The organism is Burkholderia sp. Ax-1720, from assembly GCF_011753035.1.
Lineage (GTDB): Bacteria > Pseudomonadota > Gammaproteobacteria > Burkholderiales > Burkholderiaceae > Burkholderia > Burkholderia gladioli.
This window is the reverse complement of record NZ_VWWK01000006.1, coordinates 1-26,096: the sequence shown is the minus strand read 5'-3', so window position 1 is coordinate 26,096 and position 26,096 is coordinate 1. Positions and strand designations below refer to the sequence as shown.

The 26,096-nt window shown below is 67.3% G+C and carries 28 protein-coding genes; 3 read left to right on the top strand and 25 right to left on the bottom strand.

Annotation, left to right across the window (positions count from 1 at the left end; all coding sequences use genetic code 11):
- Positions 1 to 27: 27 nt before the first annotated feature.
- The 21 genes from acpS to F3J18_RS03300 all read right to left on the bottom strand — a co-directional run bounded on the left by acpS (position 28) and on the right by F3J18_RS03300 (position 18,897).
- Entirely contained in the window at positions 28 to 459 is a 432-nt protein-coding gene (gene acpS, locus F3J18_RS03400; RefSeq protein WP_025098848.1) for a holo-ACP synthase, read from the bottom strand.
- A gap of 15 nt (positions 460 to 474) precedes the next feature.
- Positions 475 to 1,248, bottom strand: a complete 774-nt coding sequence (gene pdxJ / locus F3J18_RS03395; protein ID WP_036052296.1) for a pyridoxine 5'-phosphate synthase — start codon at positions 1,246 to 1,248, stop codon at positions 475 to 477.
- Positions 1,245 to 2,132, bottom strand: a complete 888-nt coding sequence (gene recO / locus F3J18_RS03390; RefSeq protein WP_025098846.1) for a DNA repair protein RecO — start codon at positions 2,130 to 2,132, stop codon at positions 1,245 to 1,247. Before recO ends, pdxJ begins: the two co-directional genes overlap by 4 nt.
- Positions 2,119 to 3,021 carry a GTPase Era gene (gene era, locus F3J18_RS03385; RefSeq protein ID WP_013697087.1) on the bottom strand — a complete coding sequence of 301 codons (903 nt, stop codon included), beginning with the start codon at positions 3,019 to 3,021 and terminating at the stop codon, positions 2,119 to 2,121. The genes recO and era overlap by 14 nt, the downstream gene beginning before the upstream one ends.
- Positions 3,022 to 3,080: 59 nt before the next feature.
- Positions 3,081 to 4,295 (bottom strand): ribonuclease III, encoded by a 1,215-nt coding sequence (gene rnc, locus F3J18_RS03380; RefSeq protein WP_166911362.1) that lies wholly within the window; start codon positions 4,293 to 4,295, stop codon positions 3,081 to 3,083.
- A gap of 149 nt (positions 4,296 to 4,444) precedes the next feature.
- Entirely contained in the window at positions 4,445 to 5,338 is an 894-nt protein-coding gene (gene lepB / locus F3J18_RS03375; RefSeq protein ID WP_013697085.1) for a signal peptidase I, read from the bottom strand.
- Positions 5,339 to 5,354: 16 nt separating this feature from the next.
- The gene (lepA, locus tag F3J18_RS03370; protein ID WP_013697084.1) at positions 5,355 to 7,148 is read right to left on the bottom strand and encodes a translation elongation factor 4; all 1,794 of its coding nucleotides are present in this window, start codon (positions 7,146 to 7,148) and stop codon (positions 5,355 to 5,357) included.
- Between the two features lie 219 nt (positions 7,149 to 7,367).
- On the bottom strand, positions 7,368 to 7,622 hold the full coding sequence (locus tag F3J18_RS03365) for a glutaredoxin family protein (RefSeq protein WP_025098843.1): 255 nt from the start codon (positions 7,620 to 7,622) through the stop codon (positions 7,368 to 7,370).
- 7 nt (positions 7,623 to 7,629) lie between these two features.
- The gene (locus F3J18_RS03360) at positions 7,630 to 9,171 is read right to left on the bottom strand and encodes a DegQ family serine endoprotease (protein WP_166911360.1); all 1,542 of its coding nucleotides are present in this window, start codon (positions 9,169 to 9,171) and stop codon (positions 7,630 to 7,632) included.
- A 16-nt stretch (positions 9,172 to 9,187) separates the two neighbouring features.
- Positions 9,188 to 10,240, bottom strand: a complete 1,053-nt coding sequence (locus tag F3J18_RS03355; protein ID WP_025098841.1) for a MucB/RseB C-terminal domain-containing protein — start codon at positions 10,238 to 10,240, stop codon at positions 9,188 to 9,190.
- 5 nt (positions 10,241 to 10,245) lie between these two features.
- Positions 10,246 to 10,860 carry an RseA family anti-sigma factor gene (locus F3J18_RS03350; RefSeq protein WP_013697080.1) on the bottom strand — a complete coding sequence of 205 codons (615 nt, stop codon included), beginning with the start codon at positions 10,858 to 10,860 and terminating at the stop codon, positions 10,246 to 10,248.
- Between the two features lie 85 nt (positions 10,861 to 10,945).
- A complete protein-coding gene (rpoE, locus tag F3J18_RS03345) occupies positions 10,946 to 11,545 on the bottom strand; it encodes an RNA polymerase sigma factor RpoE (protein WP_013697079.1) in 600 nt (199 codons plus the stop codon).
- 88 nt (positions 11,546 to 11,633) lie between these two features.
- A complete protein-coding gene (locus F3J18_RS03340) occupies positions 11,634 to 12,116 on the bottom strand; it encodes a hypothetical protein (RefSeq protein WP_025098840.1) in 483 nt (160 codons plus the stop codon).
- An 11-nt stretch (positions 12,117 to 12,127) separates the two neighbouring features.
- A complete protein-coding gene (gene fabF, locus F3J18_RS03335; RefSeq protein ID WP_013697077.1) occupies positions 12,128 to 13,366 on the bottom strand; it encodes a beta-ketoacyl-ACP synthase II in 1,239 nt (412 codons plus the stop codon).
- A 162-nt stretch (positions 13,367 to 13,528) separates the two neighbouring features.
- Positions 13,529 to 13,768 (bottom strand): acyl carrier protein, encoded by a 240-nt coding sequence (acpP, locus tag F3J18_RS03330; protein ID WP_012735022.1) that lies wholly within the window; start codon positions 13,766 to 13,768, stop codon positions 13,529 to 13,531.
- A gap of 145 nt (positions 13,769 to 13,913) precedes the next feature.
- On the bottom strand, positions 13,914 to 14,663 hold the full coding sequence (gene fabG / locus F3J18_RS03325; RefSeq protein ID WP_013697076.1) for a 3-oxoacyl-ACP reductase FabG: 750 nt from the start codon (positions 14,661 to 14,663) through the stop codon (positions 13,914 to 13,916).
- A gap of 60 nt (positions 14,664 to 14,723) precedes the next feature.
- The gene (gene fabD, locus F3J18_RS03320) at positions 14,724 to 15,656 is read right to left on the bottom strand and encodes an ACP S-malonyltransferase (protein ID WP_013697075.1); all 933 of its coding nucleotides are present in this window, start codon (positions 15,654 to 15,656) and stop codon (positions 14,724 to 14,726) included.
- A gap of 67 nt (positions 15,657 to 15,723) precedes the next feature.
- Positions 15,724 to 16,713 (bottom strand): beta-ketoacyl-ACP synthase III, encoded by a 990-nt coding sequence (locus tag F3J18_RS03315; protein ID WP_013697074.1) that lies wholly within the window; start codon positions 16,711 to 16,713, stop codon positions 15,724 to 15,726.
- Complete coding sequence (gene plsX / locus F3J18_RS03310) at positions 16,714 to 17,820, bottom strand: phosphate acyltransferase PlsX (RefSeq protein ID WP_013697073.1); 1,107 nt, start codon at positions 17,818 to 17,820, stop codon at positions 16,714 to 16,716.
- Between the two features lie 135 nt (positions 17,821 to 17,955).
- Entirely contained in the window at positions 17,956 to 18,135 is a 180-nt protein-coding gene (gene rpmF / locus F3J18_RS03305) for a 50S ribosomal protein L32 (protein ID WP_010105341.1), read from the bottom strand.
- A 99-nt stretch (positions 18,136 to 18,234) separates the two neighbouring features.
- Entirely contained in the window at positions 18,235 to 18,897 is a 663-nt protein-coding gene (locus tag F3J18_RS03300) for a DUF177 domain-containing protein (RefSeq protein ID WP_166911358.1), read from the bottom strand.
- A gap of 290 nt (positions 18,898 to 19,187) precedes the next feature.
- Here F3J18_RS03300 and F3J18_RS03295 point away from each other — a divergent pair, with 290 nt between their 5' ends.
- Together F3J18_RS03295 and F3J18_RS03290 are read left to right on the top strand one after the other, a co-directional pair.
- Positions 19,188 to 19,811 (top strand): Maf-like protein, encoded by a 624-nt coding sequence (locus tag F3J18_RS03295; protein ID WP_025098838.1) that lies wholly within the window; start codon positions 19,188 to 19,190, stop codon positions 19,809 to 19,811.
- Entirely contained in the window at positions 19,808 to 20,530 is a 723-nt protein-coding gene (locus tag F3J18_RS03290; protein ID WP_013697070.1) for an SAM-dependent methyltransferase, read from the top strand. Before F3J18_RS03295 ends, F3J18_RS03290 begins: the two co-directional genes overlap by 4 nt.
- 61 nt (positions 20,531 to 20,591) lie before the next feature.
- Here the strand turns inward: F3J18_RS03290 and F3J18_RS03285 are convergent, their stop codons facing one another.
- Genes F3J18_RS03285 through F3J18_RS03270 form a run of 4 tightly spaced genes read right to left on the bottom strand, consistent with a single transcriptional unit; the run spans position 20,592 to position 23,686 of the window.
- Positions 20,592 to 21,608 (bottom strand): S49 family peptidase, encoded by a 1,017-nt coding sequence (locus tag F3J18_RS03285; protein ID WP_017918419.1) that lies wholly within the window; start codon positions 21,606 to 21,608, stop codon positions 20,592 to 20,594.
- 31 nt (positions 21,609 to 21,639) lie between these two features.
- Positions 21,640 to 22,020, bottom strand: a complete 381-nt coding sequence (locus F3J18_RS03280) for a Rieske 2Fe-2S domain-containing protein (protein WP_029950333.1) — start codon at positions 22,018 to 22,020, stop codon at positions 21,640 to 21,642.
- Positions 22,017 to 22,676, bottom strand: coding sequence for an HAD-IA family hydrolase (locus F3J18_RS03275; protein WP_036052314.1), 660 nt, complete (start codon positions 22,674 to 22,676; stop codon positions 22,017 to 22,019). The genes F3J18_RS03280 and F3J18_RS03275 overlap by 4 nt, the downstream gene beginning before the upstream one ends.
- A gap of 5 nt (positions 22,677 to 22,681) precedes the next feature.
- Positions 22,682 to 23,686: an RluA family pseudouridine synthase gene (locus tag F3J18_RS03270; protein ID WP_025098834.1), complete on the bottom strand. Its 1,005-nt coding sequence runs from the start codon at positions 23,684 to 23,686 to the stop codon at positions 22,682 to 22,684.
- 720 nt (positions 23,687 to 24,406) lie between these two features.
- On the opposite strand from F3J18_RS03270, the gene F3J18_RS03265 reads away from it, so the two are divergent.
- The coding region (locus F3J18_RS03265; protein ID WP_166911356.1) for an Rne/Rng family ribonuclease at positions 24,407 to 26,096 on the top strand (1,690 nt) is incomplete at its 3' end.

The window sequence follows — 26,096 nt, the reverse complement described above, 5'->3', positions numbered from 1 at the left end:
CGAATCGGGTCCGTGGAAAAAGGAAGTTCAGTCGCGGGCGGCGACGGCGGCAGGCGCGCCGTCGTCGGGCACCTCGGCGACCACGAAGGACACCGCGTAGTCGCGTTCGTCGCTGACCGTCACGCGGGCCGTGATGCGCCGCTCGGCCAGCCACGCGGCGAGTTCGCCGGAAGCCAGCACATAGGGTTGGCCGCTCGCTTCGTTGAGGGTCTGCAGGGCGCGCCAGGTCATCGGCCAGCGCATGCCGAGGCCGATCGCCTTCGAGAACGCCTCCTTCGCCGAGAAACGCGTGGCGAGGAAGGCGATGCCGCGCGCCTCGGAGCGCTTGCGGCGCGCCGCGAACACGCGCAGCTCGTCGGGGCCGAGCACCTTCTCGGCGAAGCGCCCGCCGGTGCGTTCGAGCACCGCCGCGATCCGGCTTACCTGGACGATGTCGGTGCCGATGCCGTAGATGGCCATGAGCGCGGCCCGGGCTCAGCGGCCGCCGTGACGCGCGGCCACGCGCGCGGCGACCATGATCGCCTTCATCTCGCGCACCGCGTTGTCCCAGCCGGTGAAGATCGACTGCGCGACGATCGCGTGGCCGATGTTCAGCTCGACGATGCCGTCGATCGCGGCGATCGCCTGCACGTTGGTGTAATGCAGGCCGTGACCCGCGTTGACCTTCAGGCCCAGCGCGACGCCGGCGTCCACGCCGGCCACCACGCGCTCGAATTCGCGCTGCTGGCCGGCCGCGTCGTGCGCCTCGGCGTAGGCGCCGGTATGCAGCTCGATCACCGGCGCGCCGGCCTCGTGCGCGGCACGGATCTGCTCGGCATCGGGATCGATGAACAGCGACACGCGCACGCCCGCCTCGGCGAGCTGCCGGCAGGCGGCACGCACGCTCTCGAAATGGCCGGCCACGTCGAGGCCGCCCTCGGTGGTCAGCTCCTCGCGCTTCTCGGGCACCAGGCAGGCGTCGTGCGGCTGCACCTCGCAGGTGATGTCGAGCATCTCCTGGGTGATCGCGCATTCGAGGTTCATGCGCGTGGTGAGCAGCGGGCGCAGCGCGCGCACGTCGGCGTCGCGGATGTGGCGGCGATCCTCGCGCAAGTGCAGCGTGATCGCGTCGGCGCCGGCCTGCTCGGCGGCCAGCGCGGCGCGGATCGGGTCGGGATAGGCGGTGCCGCGCACGTTGCGCAGCGTCGCGACGTGATCGATGTTGACGCCGAGATCGATGACGGTCGGCGCGGTCAGGAAGAAGCTCATAGGTTTTGCAGGTCGATCAGGATCTGGCGCGTGGCGAGCGGCGTGCCGCCCAGATAGGTGTTGAGCAGGAAGCGCATCAGCGTCTTGCTTTGCGCGACGGTCTGGGCACGATGGTAATCGTCCTCCTCCATGTCGAGCAATGTCTGGCCCGCGACCACCGGCCAGTGGGCCGGCAATTCGTCGCTGGCCTCGCGCACGCCGCGCTCGGGGTCGAACACGTAGCGCCCCTCGGGCTGCACCGCGCGCCGCGCCGTGGTGCGGTTCAGCGCGCGCGCATAACCGGTCTCGCGCAGCAGCACGCGCTCGAACGAGCGCAGCACCTGCACGGCCGGCTCGTCGTGCGCGAGCCGCGCCAGCGTCACGAGGTAATGCTGGAACAGCGGCGGGAACGGATCCTCGCGCGCGCAGAACTTCACCAGCAGTTCGTTGACGTAGAAGCCGCAGAGCAGCGCGTCGCCGCCCAGCGGCAGCATGCCGCCGACCCACTCGGCGCCGGTCAGGGTGCGCATCTCGGACTTGCCGGACCAGGACAGCGAGAGCGGCTGGAAGGTCTGCAGCACGCCGCGCAGCGCCGAATGCGGGCGCTTGGCGCCCTTCGCGACCAGCGCGACGCGGCCGTGGTCGCGCGTCAGCACGTCGATGATCAGGCTGGTTTCGCGATAGGGATAGCTGTGCAGCACGAAGCCGGGCTGCTCGGAGACGCGGAAGTCGGAAGCGCGCGCGGAAGGACGGCGCGGCTTGCGCGCCGGCGCCGGCTCGGCGGCCGGGGCGGGAGCAGCGGAAGCGGCCGGCGCGGAGGAAGCCGCCGACGCTAAGGGCGGCGCCGGATCGACGACGGACACGGGAAGCTCGTCGGCGCCGTGCGTGTCCTCATTCGTACCCATAGGCACGGAGCCCTGCTTCGTTGTCGGCCCAGCCGCTCTTCACCTTGATGAAGGTTTCGAGATAGACCGGTCCATCGAACAGCTTCTCCATGTCGAGCCGCGCCTCGGTGCTGATCTGCTTGAGCTTGGCGCCCTTCTTGCCGATCACCATCGCCTTGTGCGAATCGCGCTCGACCAGGATGGTGGCGAACACGCGTGTCAGGCGCCCTTCCTCCTCGAACTTGTCGATGATCACGGTGCTGGTGTACGGCAGCTCGTCGCCGGTCCAGCGGAATACCTTCTCGCGCAGGATCTCGGCGGCGAGGAAGCGCGAGCTGCGATCGGTCAGGTCGTCCTCGCCGTAGATCGGCTCGCCTTCCGGCAGGTAGGGCTTGACCGTTTCCATCAGGCGGCTGATGTCGTCGACATGCTTGGCCGACAGGGGCACCACCTCGGCGAACTCGCGCAGCTCGCCCATCTGCTTCAGGAACGGGAACAGCGAGCTCTTGTCGGTGATCCGGTCGAGCTTGTTGAGGATCAGCAGGGTCGGCACGCTCTTCGGGATCAGGTCGAGCACCTTCTGGTCGTCGGGACCGAAGCGGCCCGCCTCGATCACGAACAGGATCGCGTCGACGCTGGTCAGCGTCGAGGTGACGGTGCGATTCAGCGAGCGGTTCAGCGCGGTGCTGTGGCGGGTTTGGAAACCGGGGGTGTCGACGAAGATGTACTGCGCGTCGGGCAGCGTGTGGATGCCGGTGATGCGGTGGCGCGTGGTCTGCGCCTTGCGCGAGGTGATGCTGATCTTCTGGCCGACCAGCGCGTTCATCAGCGTCGACTTGCCGACGTTGGGCCGGCCGACGATGGCGATCATGCCGCAACGGAAACCGGCGGGAGTGGCGGGTGCGTTCATATCAGGCTGCTGCAATTCGAGGCGGGCCGCACGACGCGGCTCGCGGATGGATCAGGGATTCAATGGCCGGCATCGGCCACGCGCAGGGGCGCGGCGGCGAGATCGGCGTCCGGCTCGCCGGACGGCGTCGCGGCGGTGTCGCGTGCACGCAACGTCCGATCCGGGGCGCCGGCGCCTCGCGAGGCGGCTTCGGGCTTGTCGGCGGCCGGCGCGGTCTTGTCGCCGGCGGGTTTTTCCGTGGATTTCTCGGCGGGCTTGTCAGCAGGCTTGTCGGCGGGTTTGTCGCTGGCGACCAGCTTCTCGGCCACGGCCGGCGCCGGCTTGTCGGCAGGTCTTACCGCACGTTCCGCGCGCTCGACCTTGTCGGCGCCAGCTTCGGCATGCGCGCCGGCACGGATCACAGCCACCGGCGCGCCGCGCTCGGCAGCCGTTTCCGCCGGTGCCTTGGCAACCTCGCCCGGCGCGGCAGCGGCGCGCTCCTTGCGTTCCGGCGTCGAGCGCAGGTCCAGCGCTTCCTGCACGCCCTTCACGCCCGGCACGATCTCCGGCTCGGCCTTGGAGGCCCGCGCGCTCTTCGAGCGCTTCGGCTTGGCGGCCGCCATCGGCCGCGCCATCACCTCGTCGAGCGCCTTCTTCGCGGCGGCCTGCTCGGCCGCGCGGCGGCTCGCGCCCGAACCCGACACCTTGATATCGAGCTTGGGCACTGTGCACTCGACCTCGAACTGCTGGTTGTGCGCCGCACCATGCGTGGCCACCACGGTATAGGTGGGCAGCGCGATCTTGTGGCCCTGCAGATACTCCTGCAGCAGCGTCTTGGCGTCCTTGCCCAGCGTGCGCGGATCGATGTGGTCGAGGATCGGGATATAGAGGCGCTTGATCACCCCCTGGGCGGCTTCGAAGCCGCCATCGAGGAAGACCGCCCCGATGATGGCTTCGAACGCGTCCGCGAGGATCGACGGGCGACGGAAGCCGCCGCTGCGCAGCTCGCCCTCGCCGAGCCGCAGGCCTTCGGAGATATTGAGGGCCTGAGCGATCTCGTACAGCGACTGCTGCTTGACGAGATTGGCCCGCACGCGCGACAGGTCGCCTTCGTCCAGCTTGCTGAAGCGCTGGAACAAAAGGGCGGCCACCGCGCAATTGAGAACGGAATCGCCGAGAAACTCGAGCCGTTCGTTATGCGTGGCGCTGTGGCTACGATGGGTCAAAGCCTGACGCAGCAATTCCGCATTGCGAAATTCGTAGCGCAGCCGGCTTTCCAACTGGGACTGAGGCATGTGCAGGAGTATAACGCGGGCGCCGGTGCCGTCGAGTGACGGATGCCGGGCACGAAAAGGCGTGTGGCAGCGGTGTTACCGCCGGTTCTTGAAGTGATTTGCCAGCATTGCGCCCGGCCGTGGCGCAATGCTGGCGAGGATTGCGACGTTCAGTGGAACAAGCCGATGCGCTTGAGATCGCTGAAGTTCATCCAGATGAAGAAGGCGCGGCCGACCAGGTCCTTGTCGGGCACGAAACCCCAGTAGCGGCTGTCCGCGCTGTTGTCGCGGTTGTCGCCCATCATGAAGTAGTGGCCCGGCGGCACCTTGCAGGTCACGCCGTGCTCGTTGTACTCGCAGTTGCTCTTGTAGGGAAAGTCGTCGGCGCCCATCACGAAGGGCGGCACGGCCGGGTTGTTGAGGATCGCGTTCTTGCGGCCGTCGATGCTCTCCTCGTACTGCTTCGCGTAGTTCATGCGCTCTTCGTCGAAGTAGTCGGCCAGCGGCGTTTCCGGCACGGGCTGGCCGTTGATGGTCAGCTTCTTGTCGTAGTACTGGACGGTGTCGCCGGGCAGGCCGATCACGCGCTTGATGTAGTCGACCGACTCGTCCTTCGGATAGCGGAACACCACCACGTCGCCACGCGCCAGCGGCCGGCCGGCGGTGATCTTCTGGTTGGTGATCGGCAGGCGCAGGCCGTAGTCGAACTTGTTGACGAGGATGAAGTCGCCCACCAGCAGGGTGGGCACCATCGAGCCCGAGGGGATCTTGAACGGCTCGACCACGAAGGAACGCACCACGAACACCGCCAGGATCACCGGGAAGAAGCTCGCCGTGTATTCGAGCCACCACGGCTGGCGCAGCTTATCGTCGCGCAGCTTGGCGCGCGTCTCGGCGGCGTTCTCGTCGGCGAAGCGCTCGCCGACGCGCGCCTGCTGGCGGTCGAATTCGGCGGCGGCCTCGTCGGCGGCCTTGCGACGGCCCGGCAGGAACACCAGCTTGTCCAGCACCCACGCGATACCCGTCAAGACGACGAGCACAAAAAGAATCAATGCGAAATTCATAAAAGGATCAGTCCTGTTATTTGTCTTCGACACGCAAGATCGCGAGGAACGCCTCCTGCGGGATCTCGACCGAACCCACCTGCTTCATGCGCTTCTTGCCGGCCTTCTGCTTTTCGAGCAGCTTCTTCTTTCGCGAGATGTCGCCGCCATAGCACTTGGCCAGCACGTTCTTGCGCAGCGCCTTGATGTTCTCGCGCGCCACGATGTTCGCGCCGATCGCGGCCTGGATCGCCACGTCGTACATCTGGCGCGGGATGATCTCGCGCATCTTGGCCGCCACCTCGCGGCCGCGGTACTGCGACTGCGAACGGTGCACGATGATCGACAGCGCATCGACCTTGTCGCCGTTGATCAGCATGTCGACCTTGACCACGTCCGAGGCGCGGTACTCCTTGAACTCGTAGTCCATCGAGGCATAACCGCGCGACACCGACTTCAGGCGATCGAAGAAGTCGAGCACGATTTCCGCCATCGGGATTTCGTAGGTCAGTTGAACCTGGCGGCCGTGGTACTGCATGTTGATCTGCGAGCCGCGTTTCTGCTCGCACAGCGTGATGACCGAGCCGACGTAGTCCTGCGGCATGTAGAGGTTGACCGTGACGATCGGCTCGCGGACTTCCTCGATGCGGCCCGGATCCGGCATCTTGGCCGGGTTCTCGACCACGAGGGTTTCGCCGTTGCTCTGCACCACCTGGTAGACCACGGTGGGTGCCGTGGTGATCAGGTCCATGTCGAACTCGCGCTCGAGACGTTCCTGCACGATCTCCATGTGCAGCAGGCCGAGGAAGCCGCAGCGGAAGCCGAAGCCAAGCGCCTGCGAGACTTCCGGCTCGTATTGCAGCGCGGCGTCGTTGAGCTTGAGCTTCTCGAGCGATTCGCGCAGCGCGTCGTACTGGTTCGCCTCGACCGGATAGAGGCCGGCGAACACCTGCGGCTTCACTTCCTTGAAGCCCGGCAGCGGCTCGGGCGCGGCCTTGGCCGCGTGCGTGACGGTGTCGCCCACCTTGGCGGCCGTCAGCTCCTTGATGCCGGCGATGATGAAACCCACCTGGCCGGCCGACAGCGATTCGAGATTGCGCGACTTCGGCGTGAACACGCCGATATGCTCGACCGGGTACTGCGCGCCGGTCGCCATCAGCTTGATCTTTTCCTTGGGACGCAGGGTGCCGTTGACGATGCGCACCAGCATCACCACGCCGACGTAGCTGTCGAACCAGGAATCGATGATGAGCGCCTGCAGCGGCGCGTCGACATCGCCCTTGGGCGCCGGCACCTTGGCGATCAGCGACTCCAGCACGTCCTCGACACCGAGGCCGGTCTTGGCGCTGCAGCGCGTCGCGTCGGTCGCGTCGATGCCGATCACGTCCTCGATTTCCTCGATCGCGTTCTCGGGGTTGGCGGCGGGCAGGTCGATCTTGTTCAGGACCGGCACCACCTCGACGCCGAGCTCGATCGCCATGTAGCAGTTCGCGACCGTCTGCGCCTCGACGCCCTGGCTGGCGTCGACCACCAGCAGCGCGCCCTCGCAGGCCGACAGCGAACGGCTGACTTCATAGGAAAAGTCGACGTGCCCCGGGGTATCGATCAGGTTCAGGTTGTAGACCTTGCCGTCGCGCGCGCGGTACGACAGCGCGGCGGTCTGCGCCTTGATCGTGATGCCGCGCTCGCGCTCGAGATCCATCGAGTCGAGCACCTGGGCTTCCATCTCGCGGTCGGTCAAGCCGCCGCATACCTGGATGATGCGATCCGCGAGCGTCGACTTGCCGTGGTCGATGTGCGCGATGATCGAGAAATTGCGAATATGATCCATTCAGTGCCGATCAAGCGAAAAAGGCGCGCTCGACGACTGCGGAGCACGCCTTGTGTAAGTCGGTGAAAAAACAGCCTATTTTAGCCGAAAAGGCCTGGCCGGGGCGGCATTTTGGCGGGCTTGCCGCGCCAACGGCACGAAACCTGCTGGGCCGGCCGCGACGGCCTTGCTTTCCGGGCCCCGGCGCCTGGGGCCCGATCGGGCCGTGCCCAGCCGGCATCAAGCGCCCGAGCCGGCCGGCCGCCGCGACAGCGCGGTGCGCACCGCGCCTTCGTCGAAGCGATGCCGGCACACTTCCACGCCATCCAGCAGCAGCACCGGCACGTCCTCGTCGTAACGCTCGACCAGCGCGGGATCGGTGTCGATGTCGATCACCGTCACCGGCAGATGGAACTCGGCCGCGACGGGCGCCAGCGCGACCTGCATCTCGTCGCACAGATGGCACCAGCCGCGGCCGTAGAGCGTGAAGGCCACGCGCGCCCTACTTCTGGGCCGCGCGCGGACGCAGCGGGATGAATTGCGTGTTGTCGCCGCGTCGCACCAGCACCGCGACCATCTTCTGCGGGTCCAGCTTCGAGGTGACCTCGACGAATTGCTTGGCGCTGGTGATGTCGGTATCGCCGACGCGCACCACGATGTCGTCGCGCTTCAAGCCCGCGCGCGCGGCCGGGCCGTCGGCGGCGTCGACATGCACGCCGTTGGGCACCTTGGCCGCCTTCAACTGCTCGGCCGTCAGGTCGCTCACGGTCAGCCCCAGCGCATTGCTCTGGCGCGGCTTGGCGGGCTGGCTCGGCTTGCCGCCGTCGGCGCGGGCATTGCCCTTCTCGGCCGGCACCTCGGCGATCGTGATCGGCAGCTCGCGCGCCGCGCCCTTGCGCCAGATCGTGATGGTGGCCTTGCTGCCCGGCTTGGTGTCGCCCACCATGCGCGGCAAGTCGGTGGCCTCGTCCACGTCGCGGCCGTTGAACTTCAGGATGATGTCGCCCGGCTGCACGCCGGCCTTGTCCGCCGGGCCGCCCGCCTCGACGCTGCTGACCAGCGCGCCTTCCCCGCGCGGCAGCCCGATCGAGTCGGCGACGTCCTTGGTGACCTCGCCGATCGCCACCGCGATGCGCCCGCGCGTGACCTTGCCGCTGGCCTTGAGCTGCTCGGCCACGCGCATCGCCTCGTCGATCGGGATCGCGAACGAAATGCCCATGAAACCGCCGGTGCGGCTGTAGATCTGCGAATTGATGCCGATCACCTCGCCGTTCATGTTGATCAGCGGGCCGCCGGAGTTGCCCGGGTTGACGGCCACGTCGGTCTGGATGAACGGCAGGTAGTCGCCGGTGTTGCGCCCCTTGGCGCTGACGATGCCGGCCGTGACGGTGTTGTCGAGCCCGAACGGCGAGCCGATCGCGACCACCCACTCGCCCACCCGCACCTTGTTCGAATCGCCGATCGCCACGGTCGGCAGGTTGGTGGCGTTGATCTTGACGATCGCGATGTCGGTGCGCTCGTCGATACCGATCAGCCTGGCCTTGAACTCGCGCTTGTCGGTCAGCGTCACGTAGATCGTGTCGGCATCGTCGACCACGTGCGCATTGGTCATCACGTAGCCGTCCTGGGACAGGATGAAGCCCGAGCCGACGCCGCGGTTCTGTTCCGTGTCGGGCGCATCGGGCTGCGCGTTCTTGGGCGCGCCCGGCGCCTGCGGCAGCGGGATGCCGAAGAAGCGGCGGAAGAATTCCGACATGTCGCCGTCGTCCGGGCCTTGCGGGAAGACGCCGCGCGGATCGGCCGGCACCGTCGCCGTGGTGCGGATGTTGACCACCGCCGGGCCCGCCTTCTCAACCAGGTCGGCGAAGTCGGGCAACGCGGCGCGTGCCGCCGGCGCCGAGGGCGGCGCCACGGGCACCGAGGCGGCGGCCGGCGCGGAGGCGCCCGGCACGATCGAAGCGGGTTGCGCAGCGAGCGACGCGAGCGGCAGGCAGGCCGTCAGCGCCACCGCGGCCATCCAGGTAGGCAGCGTGGTGGTGGTCATGTCGAGGAACCGGAGCTTACTTCGAAGGCTTGTATTCTATGGCAGCCGCGAACTGCTGCAAGGTGGCCGGCGGGACTTCGCCGAGCAGGGTGATCCAGAAATCGCCGCGGCGCTTCACCAGCACGTGGGTGGCGCCGGTGCTGCCCGCCCCTTCCTTGCGCGAGCCCTTCTCGACCGGCTCGAGGAACACCGAGACGGTGGCCAGCCCGTCGGTGAAGACGGCCTGGTCGACGGCGATCGGCGGCTCTCCCGGATCGCGCGCGGCCATCGGGCGGCGCACCTCGCGAATCTTGCGGAAGCCCGCCACGCTCGGCCCCAGCTTCCAGCCCTGCCCCTCGATGTCGACGCTCGCCACCGGCGGACGCACCACCGTGCAGTCTGCGGGATTGCGCACGCCATTGGCGATGGTGGTCTTCAGGGTGGGGTTCGCCGTGCCGATCTGCAACTGCGAGAAGGCAACCTGCTCGAGCACGTGATCGTCGGCGTCGAGCGTCTGCGTGCGCAGCAGCAGGCCGGTCCTGGCATCGGTCCAGAGCTTGTAGGCGTAGCGGTAGCCATCCTTCGGCACCAGCTCGACCACTTGCGCGTCGATGCCGGCCACCCGGTCCTGCCCGAGCGGCTTGGCGTCATAGACCGACAGCACCTGCTCGCCGCTCGCGCCGAGCAGCGACGGGAAGGCATCGCGGTTCTGGCGCCGCTCGACCACGCAGAGATGCCGCTCCGGCACCAGCGTGACGAGGTCGTCGTTGTGGCGCAGCAGCTTGCGCGGCTTGCCGTCGAGGCTCTCGATCTGTTCGAATTCGCCGCCCTTGGCGGCGATGTGGGTGATCCGCGAGGACTGCACGTAGGTGCCGCGCTGGAACACGAAGGTGCCGTCGTAGCTTTGCTGCTGGGCAGCCTGCTGGATCCGGTCGAGCCAGGCGGCCGCAGCCTGCGGGCCGGCGGCCGGGTCGACCGGCTGCTGCGCGATCGCGCGCGATTGAACGGAAATCAGGGCGGCCGCGCAGAGCACGAGCGCAGGCAGCCGCGTCCAGCCGGAGGTGGCGCGATTCAACAGCAGTGTCCGCATCGAGTTTATTGGCCTTGCGTCGCGACGGCAGTCCGAATGAGCGGCATCGAGCCCGACACCACGGGCTGCTGCGCGAATTGCTGGTGAGCTTCGAGGTATTGGTCGAGGCTCGCGTCGCGGATGATGTTGAGATCCTGGTGGGACGAGGCGGCCACGCGCTGCAGGTCCTGCGGCGCGACCGAGGCGACCTGCACCGGCGAGACGCCGGGCTGGCCGGCCGTGCCCTGCAGTTGCGGGACCACGATCCAGGTCAGGGTGGCGGCCGCGGCGGCCACCGCCAGTGCCGGCACGAAGCGGCGGCGCAGCGCGCGCTTGAGCGGCGAAGCCGGGCTGTTGGCCGCGACGGTGATCGCGGCCGGGGCGATCAGGTGGGGCTCGGCCGCGAAGGCGGCGGAAAACCGGGCCGTGAAGGCCTGGCTGACGGCCGGTTCGATCGCGAGTTCGTCGGAACGCAGCGCGTCGCCGATCGCGTGAAATTCGGACCAGGCACGCCGTTCCGTGTCGCCGAAACCGGCCAGGATCTGAGCGAACGGCAGGCCGTCAGGCGACTCGCCGTCGATCAGTGCGGACAGACGCTCGCGTTGCGAGCTCGGTTGCGATTGCGTAGAGACCGACCCCATGATGCTCCCCATCTTCGATACCCCGTCGTGACACACGACTCTATCTGTAACTAGACCCCGTGCCGCTTCCGAACGCCGGCCAGGCTCACCAGCGCCTGCCTTCCGGCGTGTCCAGAAGCGGACGCAACTTGTTCGCAATCGCCTCGCGGGCCCGGAAAATACGGGAACGGACGGTGCCGATCGGACAATCCATCATTTCCGCGATTTCCTCGTAGCTCAGACCCTCGATTTCCCGCAGTGTGATGGCCGTGCGCAACTCCTCGGGCAACAGCGCCATCGCCGCGTTCACCGTTTCGGCGATCTGCTTGCTCATCAACATCGACTCGGGCGTGTTGATATCCCTTAGTTGGTCCGCGTCGGAGAAAGTTTCAGCCTCTTCGGCATCCGCTTCAGTCGAGGTCGGCGCGCGGCGTCCCTGGGTCGCAAGGTAGTTCTTCGCCGTATTCACGGCAATCCGGTACAACCACGTGTAGAAGGCCGATTCGCCGCGAAACTGCGGCAGCGCGCGGTAGGCCTTGATGAAGGCGTCCTGGGCCACGTCCTCGACCTCGGCGGGATCCCGCACGAGGCGCGAGATCAGCCGGATGATCTTGCGGTGGTATTTGGAGACCAGGAGTTCGAACGCTGCCTTGTCGCCTTTCTGTACGCGCTCGACCAGGGCCTGATCGATTTCTTTTTCACTCACCTGACAAATCCGTTAACTAGGGATGCAACGCGGAGCGCCATTGTAGCAACGCCCTGCGACCTGCCGCGAAACCGCGCGGCGCGCGCCCTCAGCCTCGTCCGGCCCGCCGCGGGCGCCTGCCGAGCACCGACAGGGCGCGGAACGCCGCCATGTCGAGCGCATCGGCCGGCACCAGCAGCGCCACCGGGGCGCCGCGCTCGCGAGCGATCGCCAGCACCAGCAGCCGGTCCGCCCAATGCGTGCAGCGGACCACGGCACCGTGCGCCACCCGCCGGCCCGCGTGATCGTAGGCGGCGAGCGTGCCGGTGGCCGGCTCGATGCGCAGCGCGGCCGGGATCCGGCGCGCGCAGGTTTCACGCGCGACCGACGCGAGACTCGCGGCGGTCAGCAACCCGACGAACACCGCTCCGATCTTCCCGGCGAACTGGCCGTCGGCCAGTTGCAGCGCGACACCGCCAGCCGCCGCCGCGCATAGCGCGACGAAGGCCGCCAGCACGACGCGCAGCGTCGCCGAGGCACGCAGCGCGACGGGCTGCGTGCCGGAGGAAGACAGGAGGGAGGGACCCGTCAAGCGATCCTGCTTCAGGCGCGCTTGAAAACCAGCGTGCCGTTAGTCCCGCCAAAGCCGAAGGAGTTCTTCAGTGCGACGTCGATCTTCATGTCCCGCGCTTCGTTCGCGCAGTAATCGAGATCACATTCGGGATCCTGATTGAAGATGTTGATGGTCGGCGGCGAGACCTGGTTGTGCACGGCCAGCACCGTGAACACCGACTCGAGGCCGCCCGCGCCACCGAGCAGGTGGCCCGTCATCGACTTGGTCGAGTTGACCACCATCTGCTTGGCGCGATCGCCGAAGGCGCGCTTGATGCCGATCGTCTCGGCCAGGTCGCCGAGCGGCGTCGAGGTGCCGTGCGCGTTCAGGTAGTTGACCTCGTCGGGATTGACACCGGCGTTGCGCAGCGCGGCCAGCATGCAGCGGCGCGCGCCGTCGCCATCCTCGACCGGGGCGGTCATGTGATAGGCGTCGGCGCTCATGCCGTAGCCGGACACTTCGGCGTAGATCTTCGCGCCGCGTGCCTTGGCATGCTCGTACTCCTCGAGCACCATCACGCCGGCGCCCTCGCCCAGCACGAAACCGTCGCGGTCCTTGTCCCACGGACGGCTGGCGGTGGCCGGGTCGTCGTTGCGCTGCGACAGCGCGCGGGCGGCCGCGAAACCGCCGATGCCCAGCGGCGAGACGGTCGCCTCGGCGCCGCCCGCGATCATCAGGTCGGCGTCGCCGTACTCGATCAGGCGCGCGGCCTCGCCGATGCAGTGCAGGCCGGTGGTGCAGGCCGTCACGATCGCGAGGTTCGGGCCCTTCAGGCCGAACTTGATCGACAGGTGACCGGAGATCATGTTGATGATCGAAGCCGGCACGAAGAACGGCGAAATGCGGCGCGGGCCGCGATTCAGCAGTTCGGTCTGCGTGACCTCGATCATCGGCAGGCCACCGATGCCGGAGCCGACGACCACGCCGAAGCGCTCCGCGTTCTCCTCGGTGACCTCGATGCCCGAATCCTTCATGGCCTGCATGCCCGCCGCGATGCCGTAATGGATGAAGGTATCCATGTGGCGCGCTTCCTTCGCGGGCAGGTATTCCTCGACATTGAAGCCCTTCACCTCGCCCGCGAAGCGGGTCGAATAGTTCGTTGCATCGAACTTGGTGATGTTGGCGATGCCGGATCGACCGGCGACCAGATTGGCCCAACCGTCGGCAACATTATTGCCAACAGGCGAAATCAGCCCAAGGCCTGTAACGACAACTCGACGGCGGCTCACGGTACCCTCTTTTCCATTGGATGACAAAAACAAAAGCCACAGGGGCCGCAGGTACCAGCCCTGCGAGCCCTGTGGCTGTTAGCGCGGCCGGCAACGAAGCCGGCGGCGAGATCTGGCGCCCACGCAGCGTTCCGAAAAACGTTGCTGACGGCGTGCCGGGTCTTAGGCCTTGACGTTCGCGCGAGCGTAGTCGATCGCTTGCTGAACGGTCGTGATCTTCTCGGCCTCTTCGTCCGGGATTTCCATGCCGAACTCGTCTTCGAGCGCCATGACCAGCTCGACCGTGTCGAGCGAGTCGGCGCCGAGGTCGTTCACGAACGAGGCTTCGTTCTTGATTTCGCCTTCGGCGACGCCCAGTTGCTCGGCGACGATCTTCTTGACACGTTGTTCGATGTTGTCCATTACCCCTCCGAGGGAAAGTTCAGATTTACAAGTGCGCGCATTTTATCAGGTTTGATGCCGCCAAAAATGCGCGCCGGCGTTGCGGTTCGAGAGGCGCTCGAGGCGCCTCCATCCGACGTACGGCGCGGATGGTAAACGAATTCCGTTACGACATGTACATGCCGCCGTTCACATGCAGCGTCGTGCCAGTGATATACCCGGCAAGCGGCGAGGCGAGGAACGCGACGGCGTGAGCGATATCGTCGGTGCTGCCGAGGCGCCCGAGCGGAATCTGGGTTTTCAGCGCGGCCTGTTGCTCCTCGGGCAGCGACTTGGTCATGTCGGTGTCGATGAAGCCGGGGGCCACGCAGTTGACGGTGATGCCGCGGCTGCCGATCTCGCGCGCCAGCGCGCGGGTAAGGCCCGCCACGCCGGCCTTGGCGGCCGCGTAGTTGGCCTGGCCCGGATTGCCGAGCGAGCCGACCACCGAGGTGATGTTGATGATGCGCCCGCCGCGGGCCTTCATCATCGGGCGCAGCACGCCGCGCGAGAGGCGGAACACCGACTTCAGGTTGGTGTCGATCACCGCGTCCCAGTCGTCGTCCTTCATGCGCATCGCGAGCTGATCCTGCGTGATGCCGGCGTTATTGACGAGGATGTCGAGACGGCCGAATTCCTTGACGGTCGAATCAATCAGCGCCTCGGCCGAGGCCGCGTCGTTGACGTCGAGCACCGCGCCGCGGCCGGCCAGGCCGGCTTCGGCCAGCGCCGCGCCGATGCCCTGGGCACCCGCTTCGCTGGTCGCCGTGCCGATCACCGTGGCGCCCTGGCGCGCGAGTTCGAGCGCGATCGCCCGGCCGATGCCGCGCGAGGCGCCGGTCACGATCGCCACCTGTTTGTCGAGAGTCTTGTCCATGTTGGTCCGTGAGTCGGATGAATCGTGGCTCGCCGCGGCGCCGAGGCACCGCGCGGCCGCTCAGGCCGTGACGAGCTTGAGCACGTCGTCGAGCGTGGCCGGGTCGTACACGGCCGCGCCCGCCAGTTCGCCGTCGATGCGCTTGGTCAGGCCGGTGAGCACCTTGCCCGGGCCGCATTCGACCAGTTGCGTGACGCCGGTGCCGGCGATATGACGCACGCATTCGACCCAGCGCACCGGACCGGCGGCCTGGCGAACCAGCGCGTCCTTGATCGCGGCGGGGTCCGACACGACCGCCACGTCGATGTTGTTGACCACCGGGATGCGCGGCGCGTCGATCGTGACCGTCGCCAGGTAGTCGCGCAGTTGATCGGAAGCCGGCTTGAGCAGCGAGGAATGGAACGGCGCCGACACCGGCAGCGGCAGCGCGCGCTTGGCGCCCTTCGCCTTGGCGATCTCGCAGGCCTTCTCGACCGCGGCCTTGGCGCCGGCGATCACCACCTGCGCGGGCGCATTGAAGTTGACCGCCTCGACCACGCCGGCCGCCGCGGCTTCCGCGCAGACCGCGCGCACCGTGTCGTCGTCCAGGCCGAGGATCGCGGCCATGCCGCCTTCGCCGACCGGCACCGCGTTCTGCATCGCCTGGGCGCGGAATCGCACCAGCGGCACCGCATCGCGGAAGGCCAGCGCGCCGGCCGCCACCAGCGCCGTGTATTCGCCCAGGCTGTGGCCCGCGACGATCGACGGCGCCGGGCCGCCCGCCTCTTGCCAGGCGCGATAGCAGGCGTAGGCGGCGGTCAGCATCACCGGCTGCGTGTTGGTGGTCAGGTTGAGTTCTTCGGCCGGCCCCTCGGCGATCAGCTTGCCGAGATCCTGGCCCAGTGCATCGGACGCCTCCTGCACGGTCTCGCGCACCACGGCGAGCTCGGCGAATGCGTTGAGCATGCCGACCGCCTGCGAACCCTGCCCGGGGAAAACAAATGCGAATTTCATCTCGTCCTCTTGTGAAACGTTCAGACGGCGCGCCGATCGGGCGCGCCTGCCGGCAAGGCGCGGCCGCTCAGAAGCGGAATACCGACGCGCCCCACGTGAAGCCGCCGCCGACACCTTCGATCAGCACGGTCTGGCCGCGCTGGATGCGGCCGTCGCGCACCGCCACGTCGAGCGCGAGCGGGATCGAGGCGGCCGAGGTGTTGCCGTGCTCGCCGACGGTGACGACCATGCGCTCCTGCGGCAGCCCGAGCTTGCGGCAGGTGCTGGTCATGATACGGATATTGGCCTGGTGCGGAATCAGCCAATCGACCTGGTCGGCCGCGAGGCCGGCCTTCTCCAGCGCCTCGACAGCGACCTTCTCCAGCACGTTCACGGCGAGCTTGAACACCGCCTGGCCGTCCATGTGCAGGAAGGCGCTGCCCGCGATCACGCCGCCGTTGACGTTGCCCGGCGTGCAGAGGATGTGCGAGTAGCTGCCGTCGGCATGCAGCGCGCTGCCCAGGATGCCGGGCTCCTCGGAGGCCGACAGCACCACCGCGCCGGCGCCGTCGCCGAACAGCACGCAAGTGGTCCGATCCTTGAAATCGAGGATGCGCGAGAAGGTTTCCGCCCCGATCACCAGCGCGTTGCGATGCTGGCCGCTGCGGATGAAGCTGTCGGCCGTGGCGATCGCGTAGGCGAAGCCCGAGCAGACCGCCTGCACGTCGAACGCGGCACCGCCGTTGCGGATGCCGAGCTTATTCTGCAGCAGGCAGGCAGTGCTGGGGAAAACGAAATCAGGGGTGGACGTGGCGACAATGATCAGATCGATCGACTGCGGATCGATGTCGGCCGCCTCGATGGCGCGCTGCGCGGCGATCAGCGCGAGATCGCTGGTGGTCACGTCGGGATCGGCGAAATGGCGCGCATGGATGCCGGTGCGCGCCACGATCCATTCGTCGCTGGTTTCGATGCCGTCCTTCGCGAGACGCTCGGCGAGCGCCTGGTTCGTGACTCGGTTGGGCGGCAGGTAGCTGCCCGTGCCGAGCACGCGGGAATAGAGAGTCGATTGGGCCATTTAAGCTTTAGAGGATAAAGCGGCAGAAGGCTCGGCCTGCTGGCCTGCAGACGGACCTGCCTGACCGGCACCGCCCGCGTCGTGACCGCTTTCGCCAAGCGGCATCGCGTTTTCCGCCATGGCCCGGGAAAGGCGCTCCAGCACGCCATTTTTGACCGCATCATACCCGCGTTTGATGGCCCACTCAAACGCGTAGGCATCGGCCGAACCGTGGCTCTTGATCACCAGGCTGCGCAGGCCCAGCAAGGCCGCGCCGTTGTACTGGCGGTGATCGACGCGGCGCTTGAAGCGCAGCAGCACCGGCAGCGCGAGCACGGCCATCAGCTTGCTCATCAGCGAGCGGCTGAACTCTTCCTTGATGATGTTCGCGAGCATCTGCGCCAAGCCTTCCGAGGTCTTGAGCGCGACATTGCCGACAAAGCCGTCGCAGACGATCACGTCCACCGTGCCCTTGTAGATGTCGTCGCCTTCGACGTTGCCGCGGAAGTTCAGCGTGCTGGCGCGCAGCAGTTCGCCCGCGCGCTTGATCGTGTCGTTGCCCTTGATCATCTCCTCGCCGATGTTGAGCAGGCCGATCGTCGGACGATCCTTGCCCTCCAGGGCCGCGACCAGCGCATGCCCCATCTCGGCGAATTGCAGCAGATGCTGAGGCTCGCAATCGACGTTGGCGCCGAGGTCGAGCATCATCGTGTAGCCGGTCGGATTCGGCAGCGCGAACGCGATCGCCGGCCGCTCGATGCCGGGCAGCGTCTTGAGCACGTAGCGCGACACGGCCATCAGGGCGCCGGTGTTGCCGGCCGAGACGCAGGCCTGCGCCTCGCCGTCCTTGACGTGGTTCAGCGCGACGCGCATCGAGGAATCTTTCTTCCGGCGCAGCGCGACCTCGACGGAATCGTCCATCGCGACGACTTCCGTGGCCGGAACAATCGACAGCGAGGGATCGTCGAGCGCCTTGAGTTTCTTGAGCTGGGCGCGGATCGCGGTATCGATGCCGACCAGCATCAGGTGCGCATCGGGATGCGCACGCACAAACTTGACTGCCGCGGGAACGGTCACGGACGGGCCGTGGTCGCCTCCCATGCAATCGATCGTGAGCTTTACTGTCATGGAGTGCGACGAATTTCAGGCACAAAAAAGCGGCAGTTGAATGCCGCCTTCTTGTTGAGCCAGGAAAGTGTCAAGCGAACCGGTCGTCACGCTGGATGAGCCCGAAAGCATGCGGGCGAGCGCGACGAAACGTGCTTAGTCGTTCTTCGTCTTGACGACTTTCTTGCCGCGATAGTAGCCGTTCGGGCTGATGTGGTGACGCATATGCACTTCACCCGTGCTCGGCTCGACGGCCAGCGGGGTGGTCGTCAGGAAATCGTGCGAACGGTGCATGCCGCGCTTGGACGGCGACTTCTTGTTTTGCTGAACTGCCATGACTAACTCCTAAAAATTTTCCGGATTCTAACACAGCCCGATCCGGCGCCATCCTACCCGGGCACTGCCGCCCGACGCCTTCCCGTGCTCCAACCTACCTCAGTGTTTCTTGTCGCCGTCCCGCTTGAGCGCCTCGAGCGCCGCGAACGGGTTGGGGCGCGCTTCGCCGCTTGCTTCACCGCCCGCCTCGTCGCCGGCCGGCTCCTCGGCTTCATCGAAGGCCTCGGCATCGGCGGCGGGACCGCTGCCCCCCGATGTCAGGCTTTCGTGGACCGAGGGACAGACCTCGTGCTTCGGTACCAGCGGCAGCGAGAGCAACAACTCCTCTTCGATCAAGTCGACGAGATCGAACTGGCGCGAGCCCACGATCACATCGACTTCATCGTTCTCGTCGAGGGGAATCGCTTCCGCTTCCTCTTCGGTCGCGACGATCCGATACACCATGTCGATATCGAAGGCCTGCTGGTACGGCGTCATGCAGCGCTGGCATTCGAGCCACGCGGTGCCGTGCAGCGCGAGCCGCAGATACGGCTGCTGACCTTCGCTCCCGTCATCCTGCAATTCGGACTGGGTCGACCCTTCCGCCTGCCACGTAAACGTGGCGTCACGATCTGGCGCGTCGGCCGGCACTTCGTTTAACATGCGCGGCAGTTGCGAGAGCCGCACCGCGCCTGCCGATTGCCGGGCACTGCGGGCGAATTCGAACAGGTCGACCAGATGCGGATCCAGCGATACCGCAGGTTTGCCAGAAGAAGGATTCATGTGCGCTCCTGCGTGTGATTCAGCACCCGGTTCCACTACCCGGCATTACTCGACTACTCGGCACCGCCCGGTTTTCGCCGCGCCGACCGCCAGTACCGGGCCGTCGGGCCCCGTGCGCCGGGGTGGAGCCCCGGCTTGGCCGGCCCTGCAAGGGTCTTGCGGGCCTTTCGACGAAGCATCGGCGTCGCTGCCGATGAAAAGCGCAAAACTATATCCGTTTTATCTTTTCGAGTCAATTACTTAACCGGCGGCGTCGCGCCGAGCCGCGACGCCCCTCCCGACACCTCGCCATGACCACGTTTTCCCGTCCGCCCAGGCTGATCCTGGCGTCCAGTTCCCGCTATCGGCGCGAGTTGCTCGAGCGCCTGCGGCTCGCCTTCGAGGTCGTCACGCCCGATCTCGACGAAACCCCGCTGGCCGGCGAATCGCCGGCCGACACCGCGCTGCGCCTGGCCGCCGCCAAGGCGCGCGCGGTCGCGGCCCGGATCGAGGCTCCCGAGGGCGCCGTGGTGATCGGCTCCGACCAGGTCGCGACCTTCGACGGCCGCCAGGTCGGCAAGCCCGGCACCCACCAGCGCGCGCTCGAGCAGTTGCAGGCGATGCGCGGCCGCGAGGTCGAATTCCACAGCGCGCTGTGCGTCTACGACAGCCGCAGCGACCTTGCCCAGGTCGAGGACGTGGTCACGCGCGTGCGGTTCCGCTGCCTGTCCGACGCCGACCTGGACGCCTACCTGCGCGCCGAAACGCCTTACGACGTGGCCGGCAGCGCGAAATCCGAGGGGCTCGGCATCGCCCTGCTGGAGGCGATCGACTCGAACGATCCGACCGCGCTGGTCGGCCTGCCGCTGATCGCGCTCACCCGCATGCTGGCCGAGGCCGGCATCTCGCCGTTCGCCACGGAGGCACGCGCATGAAGGCCGGCACGCTCTACCTGATCCCCAATACGCTCGGCGAGGGCGAGGCCGCGATGCTGGCGGCCGTGCTGCCGGCGGCCGTGCAGGCCCGCGCCGCCTCGCTCGGCTACTACATCGGCGAAAACGCCAAGACCACGCGCGCCTTCCTGAAGAAGGTCGGCACTGAACGGCCGATCCAGGAGATCGAGATCCGCGAGCTGAACGTGAAGACGCCGTCGGGCGAGATCGACCGGCTGCTGGCGCCGATCCTGGCCGGCGCCGACGGCGGGCTGGTATCCGAGGCGGGCTGCCCGGCGGTGGCCGATCCGGGCGCCCTGCTGGTGCGCCGCGCCCACGAGCGCGGCGTGAAGGTGGTGCCGCTGGTGGGCCCGAGCTCGATCCTGCTGGCGCTGATGGCCTCCGGCCTGAACGGCCAGACCTTCGCCTTCCACGGCTACCTGCCGGTGGACCCGGCGGCCCGCGCCAAGCGCCTGCGCGAACTGGAGCAGCAGTCGCGCAAGGCCCGCGAGACGGAAATCTTCATCGAGACGCCGTATCGCAACCAGGCAATGCTGGAGACGCTGGTGGCGACCTGCGCGCCGTCCACGCTGATCTGCGTGGCGGCCGACCTGACGCTCGAGACCGAGACCATCCTCAGTCGCAGCGCGGCCGACTGGAAAAAGGCGCCGGCGCCGAACCTGCAGAAGCGCCCGGCGATCTTCCTGCTGCTGGCCAACTGAGGCCGGCAACGCGGACCAGGGCGGCAAATGAAAAACGGGGCGCCGCTGGCGCCCCGCTCGCTCAGTGCAGCCTGACCCCGCTTTCCGACAAGGCCGACTTCACCGCGCCGCCGCCGATTGCCGCGCCGAAGCGCCGCGCCACGCGATTGCTGAGGCTTTCCTTGACCGTGTAGTCGACGATGTCGGGCGCCTTCAGCACGTCGCGCGCCACCGTGTCGGTAGTGCCGAAGCCGTCGGCCAGCCCCAGCTCGACGCTCTTCGCGCCGGTCCAGAACAGTCCCGAGAAGATCTCCGGCGACTCGTGCAGGCGCTTGCCTCGGCCGTCCTTGACGGCCTGGATGAACTGCGCGTGGATCTCGTCGAGCATGGCCTGCGCGTGCTCGTCCATCTTCGGCGTTTCCGGCGAGAAGGGATCGAAGAAACCCTTGTTCTCGCCCGAGGTATGCAGCCGGCGCTGGACGCCGAGCTTGTCCATCAGCCCGGTGAAGCCGAAACCGTCCATCAGCACGCCGATCGAACCGACGATGCTGGCCTGGTTCACGTAGATCTTGTCGGCCGCCGAGGCGATGTAGTAGCCGCCCGAGGCACACATGTCGCTGACCACCACGTAGAGCGGCTTGGACGGGTACTTCTTGCGCAGCCGGCGGATCTCGTCGTAGACGATGCCGGCCTGCACCGGGCTGCCGCCCGGGCTGTTGATGCGCAGCACCACGCCCACCGTGCCGGAATCCTCGAAGGCATCGTCGAGCGCGGAGTTGATGTCCTCGGCATTGGCATTGGTGCCGGCCGCGATCTCGCCGTCGATCGTCACCAGCGCCGTGTGGCGGCTGCTCGAGAGCTTGCCGTCGCCGGAGAAATCGAAGATCGCGAACACCAGCACCACGAACACGATCAGCCACAGGAAACGGAAGGCGATCCGCCAGCGGCGCGCGGCGCGCTGCTCGACGATCGCCGCCATCGCGATCCGCTCGAGCGCGGCGCGCTCCCAGTTGGGTTCGCGGCCGGCTTGCGGCGCGGCCGGCGGGTTCGACTCGCGCTCGGCGCCGGTTGAATCGGGAGAAGTCGGTTGGTCGGACATGCGAAGGCCAGTGAGGAGGAGGAGAAACGGATCAGGCCGCCTGCGGGACCAGGTCCGCGTCGGGCAGCCAGTAGACGGCGCGGCCGTCCGGCGTGTCGCGCTCGTCCACCTCGACGGCGCGCAGGCGCGCGCCGCGGCACGGGCCGCCGACGCACTTGCCGGTATCGGGCGCGTAGATCGCGCCGTGCGTCGCGCACATCAGGTAGAGGCCGGAGGATTCGAAGAACTGGCCCTCGTTCCAGTCCAGTTCCATCGGCACGTGGGCGCAACGGTTCAGGTAGCCGTAGGCACGGCCGTCGTAGCGCACGAAGAACACCACCACCTCCTCGCCGCGCAGCGTCGCGGCGCGACGGATGCCGGCGCCGCCGTCGACCAGCGCCTCGGCGGCGCAGACGAACACCGGCTCGCTCATGCGTGCTCGCGCAGCCAGCCGGCCAGCGCCTCCACGTCGGCGGCGATGTAGCGCGGCTCCAGCGTGGCCAGCGATTCGGACGAATGCGCGCCGTAGGCCACGCCCACGCCGGCCGCGCCGGCGCTGGCCGCCATCTGCAGGTCGTGGGTGGTGTCGCCGATCATCACGGTGCGCGCCAGATCCTGCCCCAGTTCCCGGCTCAGCTCGTGGAGCATGGCCGGATGCGGCTTGGAGAAGGTTTCGTCGGCGCAGCGCGTGCCGTCGAAAAAGCGCGTCAGCTTGGTTTCGTCGAGCGCGCGATTCAGGCCGACGCGCCCCTTGCCGGTGGCCACCGCCAGCAGGTAGCCGGTATCGCGCAGCTCCTCGAGCATCTCGCGCACGCCGGCGAACAGCTCGATCAACTGGTCTTTCACCAGGTAATGGAAGCGGTAGCGCTCGGCGAGCTTGGCGTAGTCGGCGGGATCGAGCGAGGGCGCGGCGATCGCCAGCGCGTCGCGCAAGCCCAGGCCGATCACGTATCGCGAGGCCTCGTCGGAAGGCGTGGGCAGGCCGAGGTCGCGGCAGGCCGCCTGGATGCTGCGCGCGATGTGCGCGGTCGAATCCATCAGCGTGCCGTCCCAGTCGAAAACGATCAGGTCAAATTGCTGTCGGGCCATGCGGTTCACGCGCCGGACGCGCGCAGTTCGTTGAGTTGATCGAGGAAGCGCCGGCATTCGTCGGGCAGCGGCGCGTCGAACTGCAGCGTCTCGCCCGACAGCGGATGCGCGAGCTTCAGGCGATACGCGTGCAGGAACATCCGTTTCAGCGACGGGCGCGCGTTCGCGCGGGCCAGCGCCTTGTTCAGGGCGAAATCGCCGTACTTCGCGTCACCGACGATCGGCAGCCCGAGATGCGCCAAGTGTACGCGTATCTGATGGGTCCGACCCGTTTTGAGTTCCGCCTCCAGGAATGCGTAGTCGCTCCAGCGGTCGATCAGGTTGAAGACGGTATGCGAGGGCAGCCCGTCGTCCTGGACCCGCACGCGGCGCTCGCCGTCGGGGGTCGAATACTTGAACAGCGGCACCTTGACGGCACGCCGGCGGCCCCAGTCGGCGGCCCACTCGCCATGCACGGCGGCGTAGTAGCGCTTGTCCATGCGGTTGTCGCGGATCTGCTCGTGCAGCCCGACCAGGGCCGAGCGCTTCTTGGCGATCATCAGGATGCCCGAGGTCTCGCGGTCGAGGCGGTGCACCAGTTCCAGGAAGCGCGCCTCGGGCCGGGCCTCGCGCAATTGCTCGATGACGCCGAACGACACCCCGCTGCCGCCATGCACGGCCACGCCGGCCGGCTTGTTGATGACCAGCATCGCCTCGTCCTCGAACACCACCGCGAACTCGGCGGCCGGCACCGGCACGGACTCGCGCGAGGGATCCGCGGCGGCGATCCGGATCGGCGGGATGCGCACCACGTCGCCATAGGCGAGCCGGTACTGGGCATCGATCCGCCCCTTGTTCACACGGACTTCGCCGCTGCGCAGGATGCGATAGATGTGACTTTTTGGCACGCCCTTGCAGACGCGCAGGAGGAAATTGTCGATGCGTTGACCGGCGGCTTCCTCGCCGACCTCCACCATGGAAACCTGACCGCTTGCGACCGTTTTCTGAGAAATTTTGCCTAACTCATTCATACTGAATATAATTTTGCCCAGCATACCGCTGCGGGCGGCCGGATCGGCCAGGTTCGGGCGGATTGCATGAGGCGCAAGCGCAAACCGCTATTTTACTTGCGCCGGGGGGCTGCTGCTCACCCCTGCACAAAAGAGAGGCAGCAAGTTGCACGCACGGCACTCGCGCCGGCAAGGATCGCGCCCACAGGCGGATTCGGTCGGCGGCATGCCGCGGTAACGGAAAGTTGGACAAAAAGAATTCAATTGGCAGCGGCGGTACGGCACGAGGTGTGCCGCCCGCGCTGTCGGTTGCGAATATGACGGCGTGCGCCCGGCACGGTTTCGCGAAACGTGCGAAGCCGGAGGCGACGTCAAACCAAGGTAGAACACCCCAGGCGGGAAAGTCGGGCTGGATTCGATACTCCCCGCTGCGGCCAGGCCGCAGCACATGCCACTCAGCGACGTCGCGCGCATCCTGCGCCGCGCGCTGCGGCATTGCCCGGTAACAGGCTTAGCGCGCCGCATGGCGCGCGGAGTGAACCATCCGTGCTTTGAAGCCGCGTTCGCAGGTGCCCATGGCAGCCGGCCGGTCGTATCGGTGCGCGCCTCTTCAGGCAATTCTCCCGCCAGCCTTCCCGCTCCAGCGTGCTTGTGACAACACAACAAGGCGCGGCCTGCCTTCGTCCGCGTTCCGCCTGACAAACGGAACGCGCCGCCGGTAGGGCCGCCTGGAGTCGTTCAATGAAACGCATGCTGTTCAATGCGACACAGCAGGAAGAACTGCGTGTCGCCATCGTCGATGGGCAGAAACTCATCGACATCGATATCGAAACCGCCGGCCGCGAACAGCGCAAAGGCAATATCTACAAGGGCGTGGTCACCCGCATCGAGCCCTCGCTCGAAGCCTGCTTCGTCAACTACGGCGAAGACCGCCACGGCTTCCTGCCGTTCAAGGAAGTCGCCCGCCAATACTTCCGCGACGGCGTCGACATGCGCTCCGCGCGCATCCAGGATGCGCTGCGCGAGGGCCAGGAGCTGATCGTCCAGGTCGAGAAGGAAGAGCGCGGCAACAAGGGCGCCGCCCTGACCACCTTCATCTCGCTGGCCGGCCGCTACCTGGTGCTGATGCCGAACAACCCGCGCGGCGGCGGCGTGTCGCGCCGCATCGAGGGCGACGAGCGCCAGGAACTGCGCGAGACCATGGCGCAGCTCGAGATCCCGGAAGGCATGAGCATGATCGCCCGCACCGCGGGCATCGGCCGCAGCGCCGAGGAACTCCAGTGGGACCTGAACTACCTGCTGCAGCTCTGGCACGCCATCGAGGCCGCCTCGAAGAGCGGCCACAACGGCCAGCCGATGCTGATCTACCTGGAATCGAGCCTGGTGATCCGCGCGATCCGGGACTATTTCCAGCCTGACATCGGCGAAATCCTCATCGACACCACCGAGATCCACGACCAGGCGCGAGCCTTCATGGACATCGTGATGCCCGACAATGTCGGCAAGGTGAAGCGCTACCACGACGACGTTCCCCTGTTCTCGCGTTTCCAGATCGAGCACCAGATCGAGACGGCCTACTCGCGCACGGTGCCGCTGCCCTCGGGCGGCGCGATCGTGATCGATCACACCGAGGCGCTGGTCGCGATCGACGTGAACTCCGCGCGCGCCACCAAGGGCGCCGACATCGAGGAAACCGCCACCCGCACCAACCTGGAAGCCGCCGACGAAGTGGCGCGCCAGTTGCGCCTGCGCGACCTGGGCGGCCTGATCGTGATCGATTTCATCGACATGGAATCGGCCAAGAGCCAGCGCGAGGTCGAGCAGCGCCTGAAGGACGCGCTCAAGCATGACCGCGCCCGCGTGCAGATGGGCAAGATCTCGCGCTTCGGCCTGATGGAGCTGTCGCGCCAGCGCCTGCGCCCGGCCCTCTCCGAAGGCAGCCACGTGACCTGCCCGCGCTGCAACGGCACCGGCCACATCCGCGATACGGAATCCTCGGCGCTGCAGGTGCTGCGGATCATCCAGGAAGAGGCGATGAAGGAGAACACCGCGGCGATCCATTGCCAGGTGCCGGTCGAGGTCACCGCCTTCCTGCTGAACGAAAAGCGCCAGGAAATCAACAAGATCGAGTCGCGCTTCAAGGTCGGCATCGTGCTGATCCCGAACAAGCACCTCGATACGCCGCATTACAAGCTCGAGCGCCTGCGTCACGACGACGCCCGTCTCGACGACCCGCGCGCCTCCTGGAAGATGGCCGAGGAAGCCGCCCGCGAGCTCGAATCGGAAACCGGTTACAGCAAGCGCGCCGCCGACGCGAAGCCGAAGCAGGAAGCGGCCGTCAAGGGCATCACGCCGGCCAGCCCGGCACCGAGCGCCGCACCGCAGCGCGAGGCGGCCCCCGCCCCGGCGGCCGCACCGGCTCCGGTGGCCG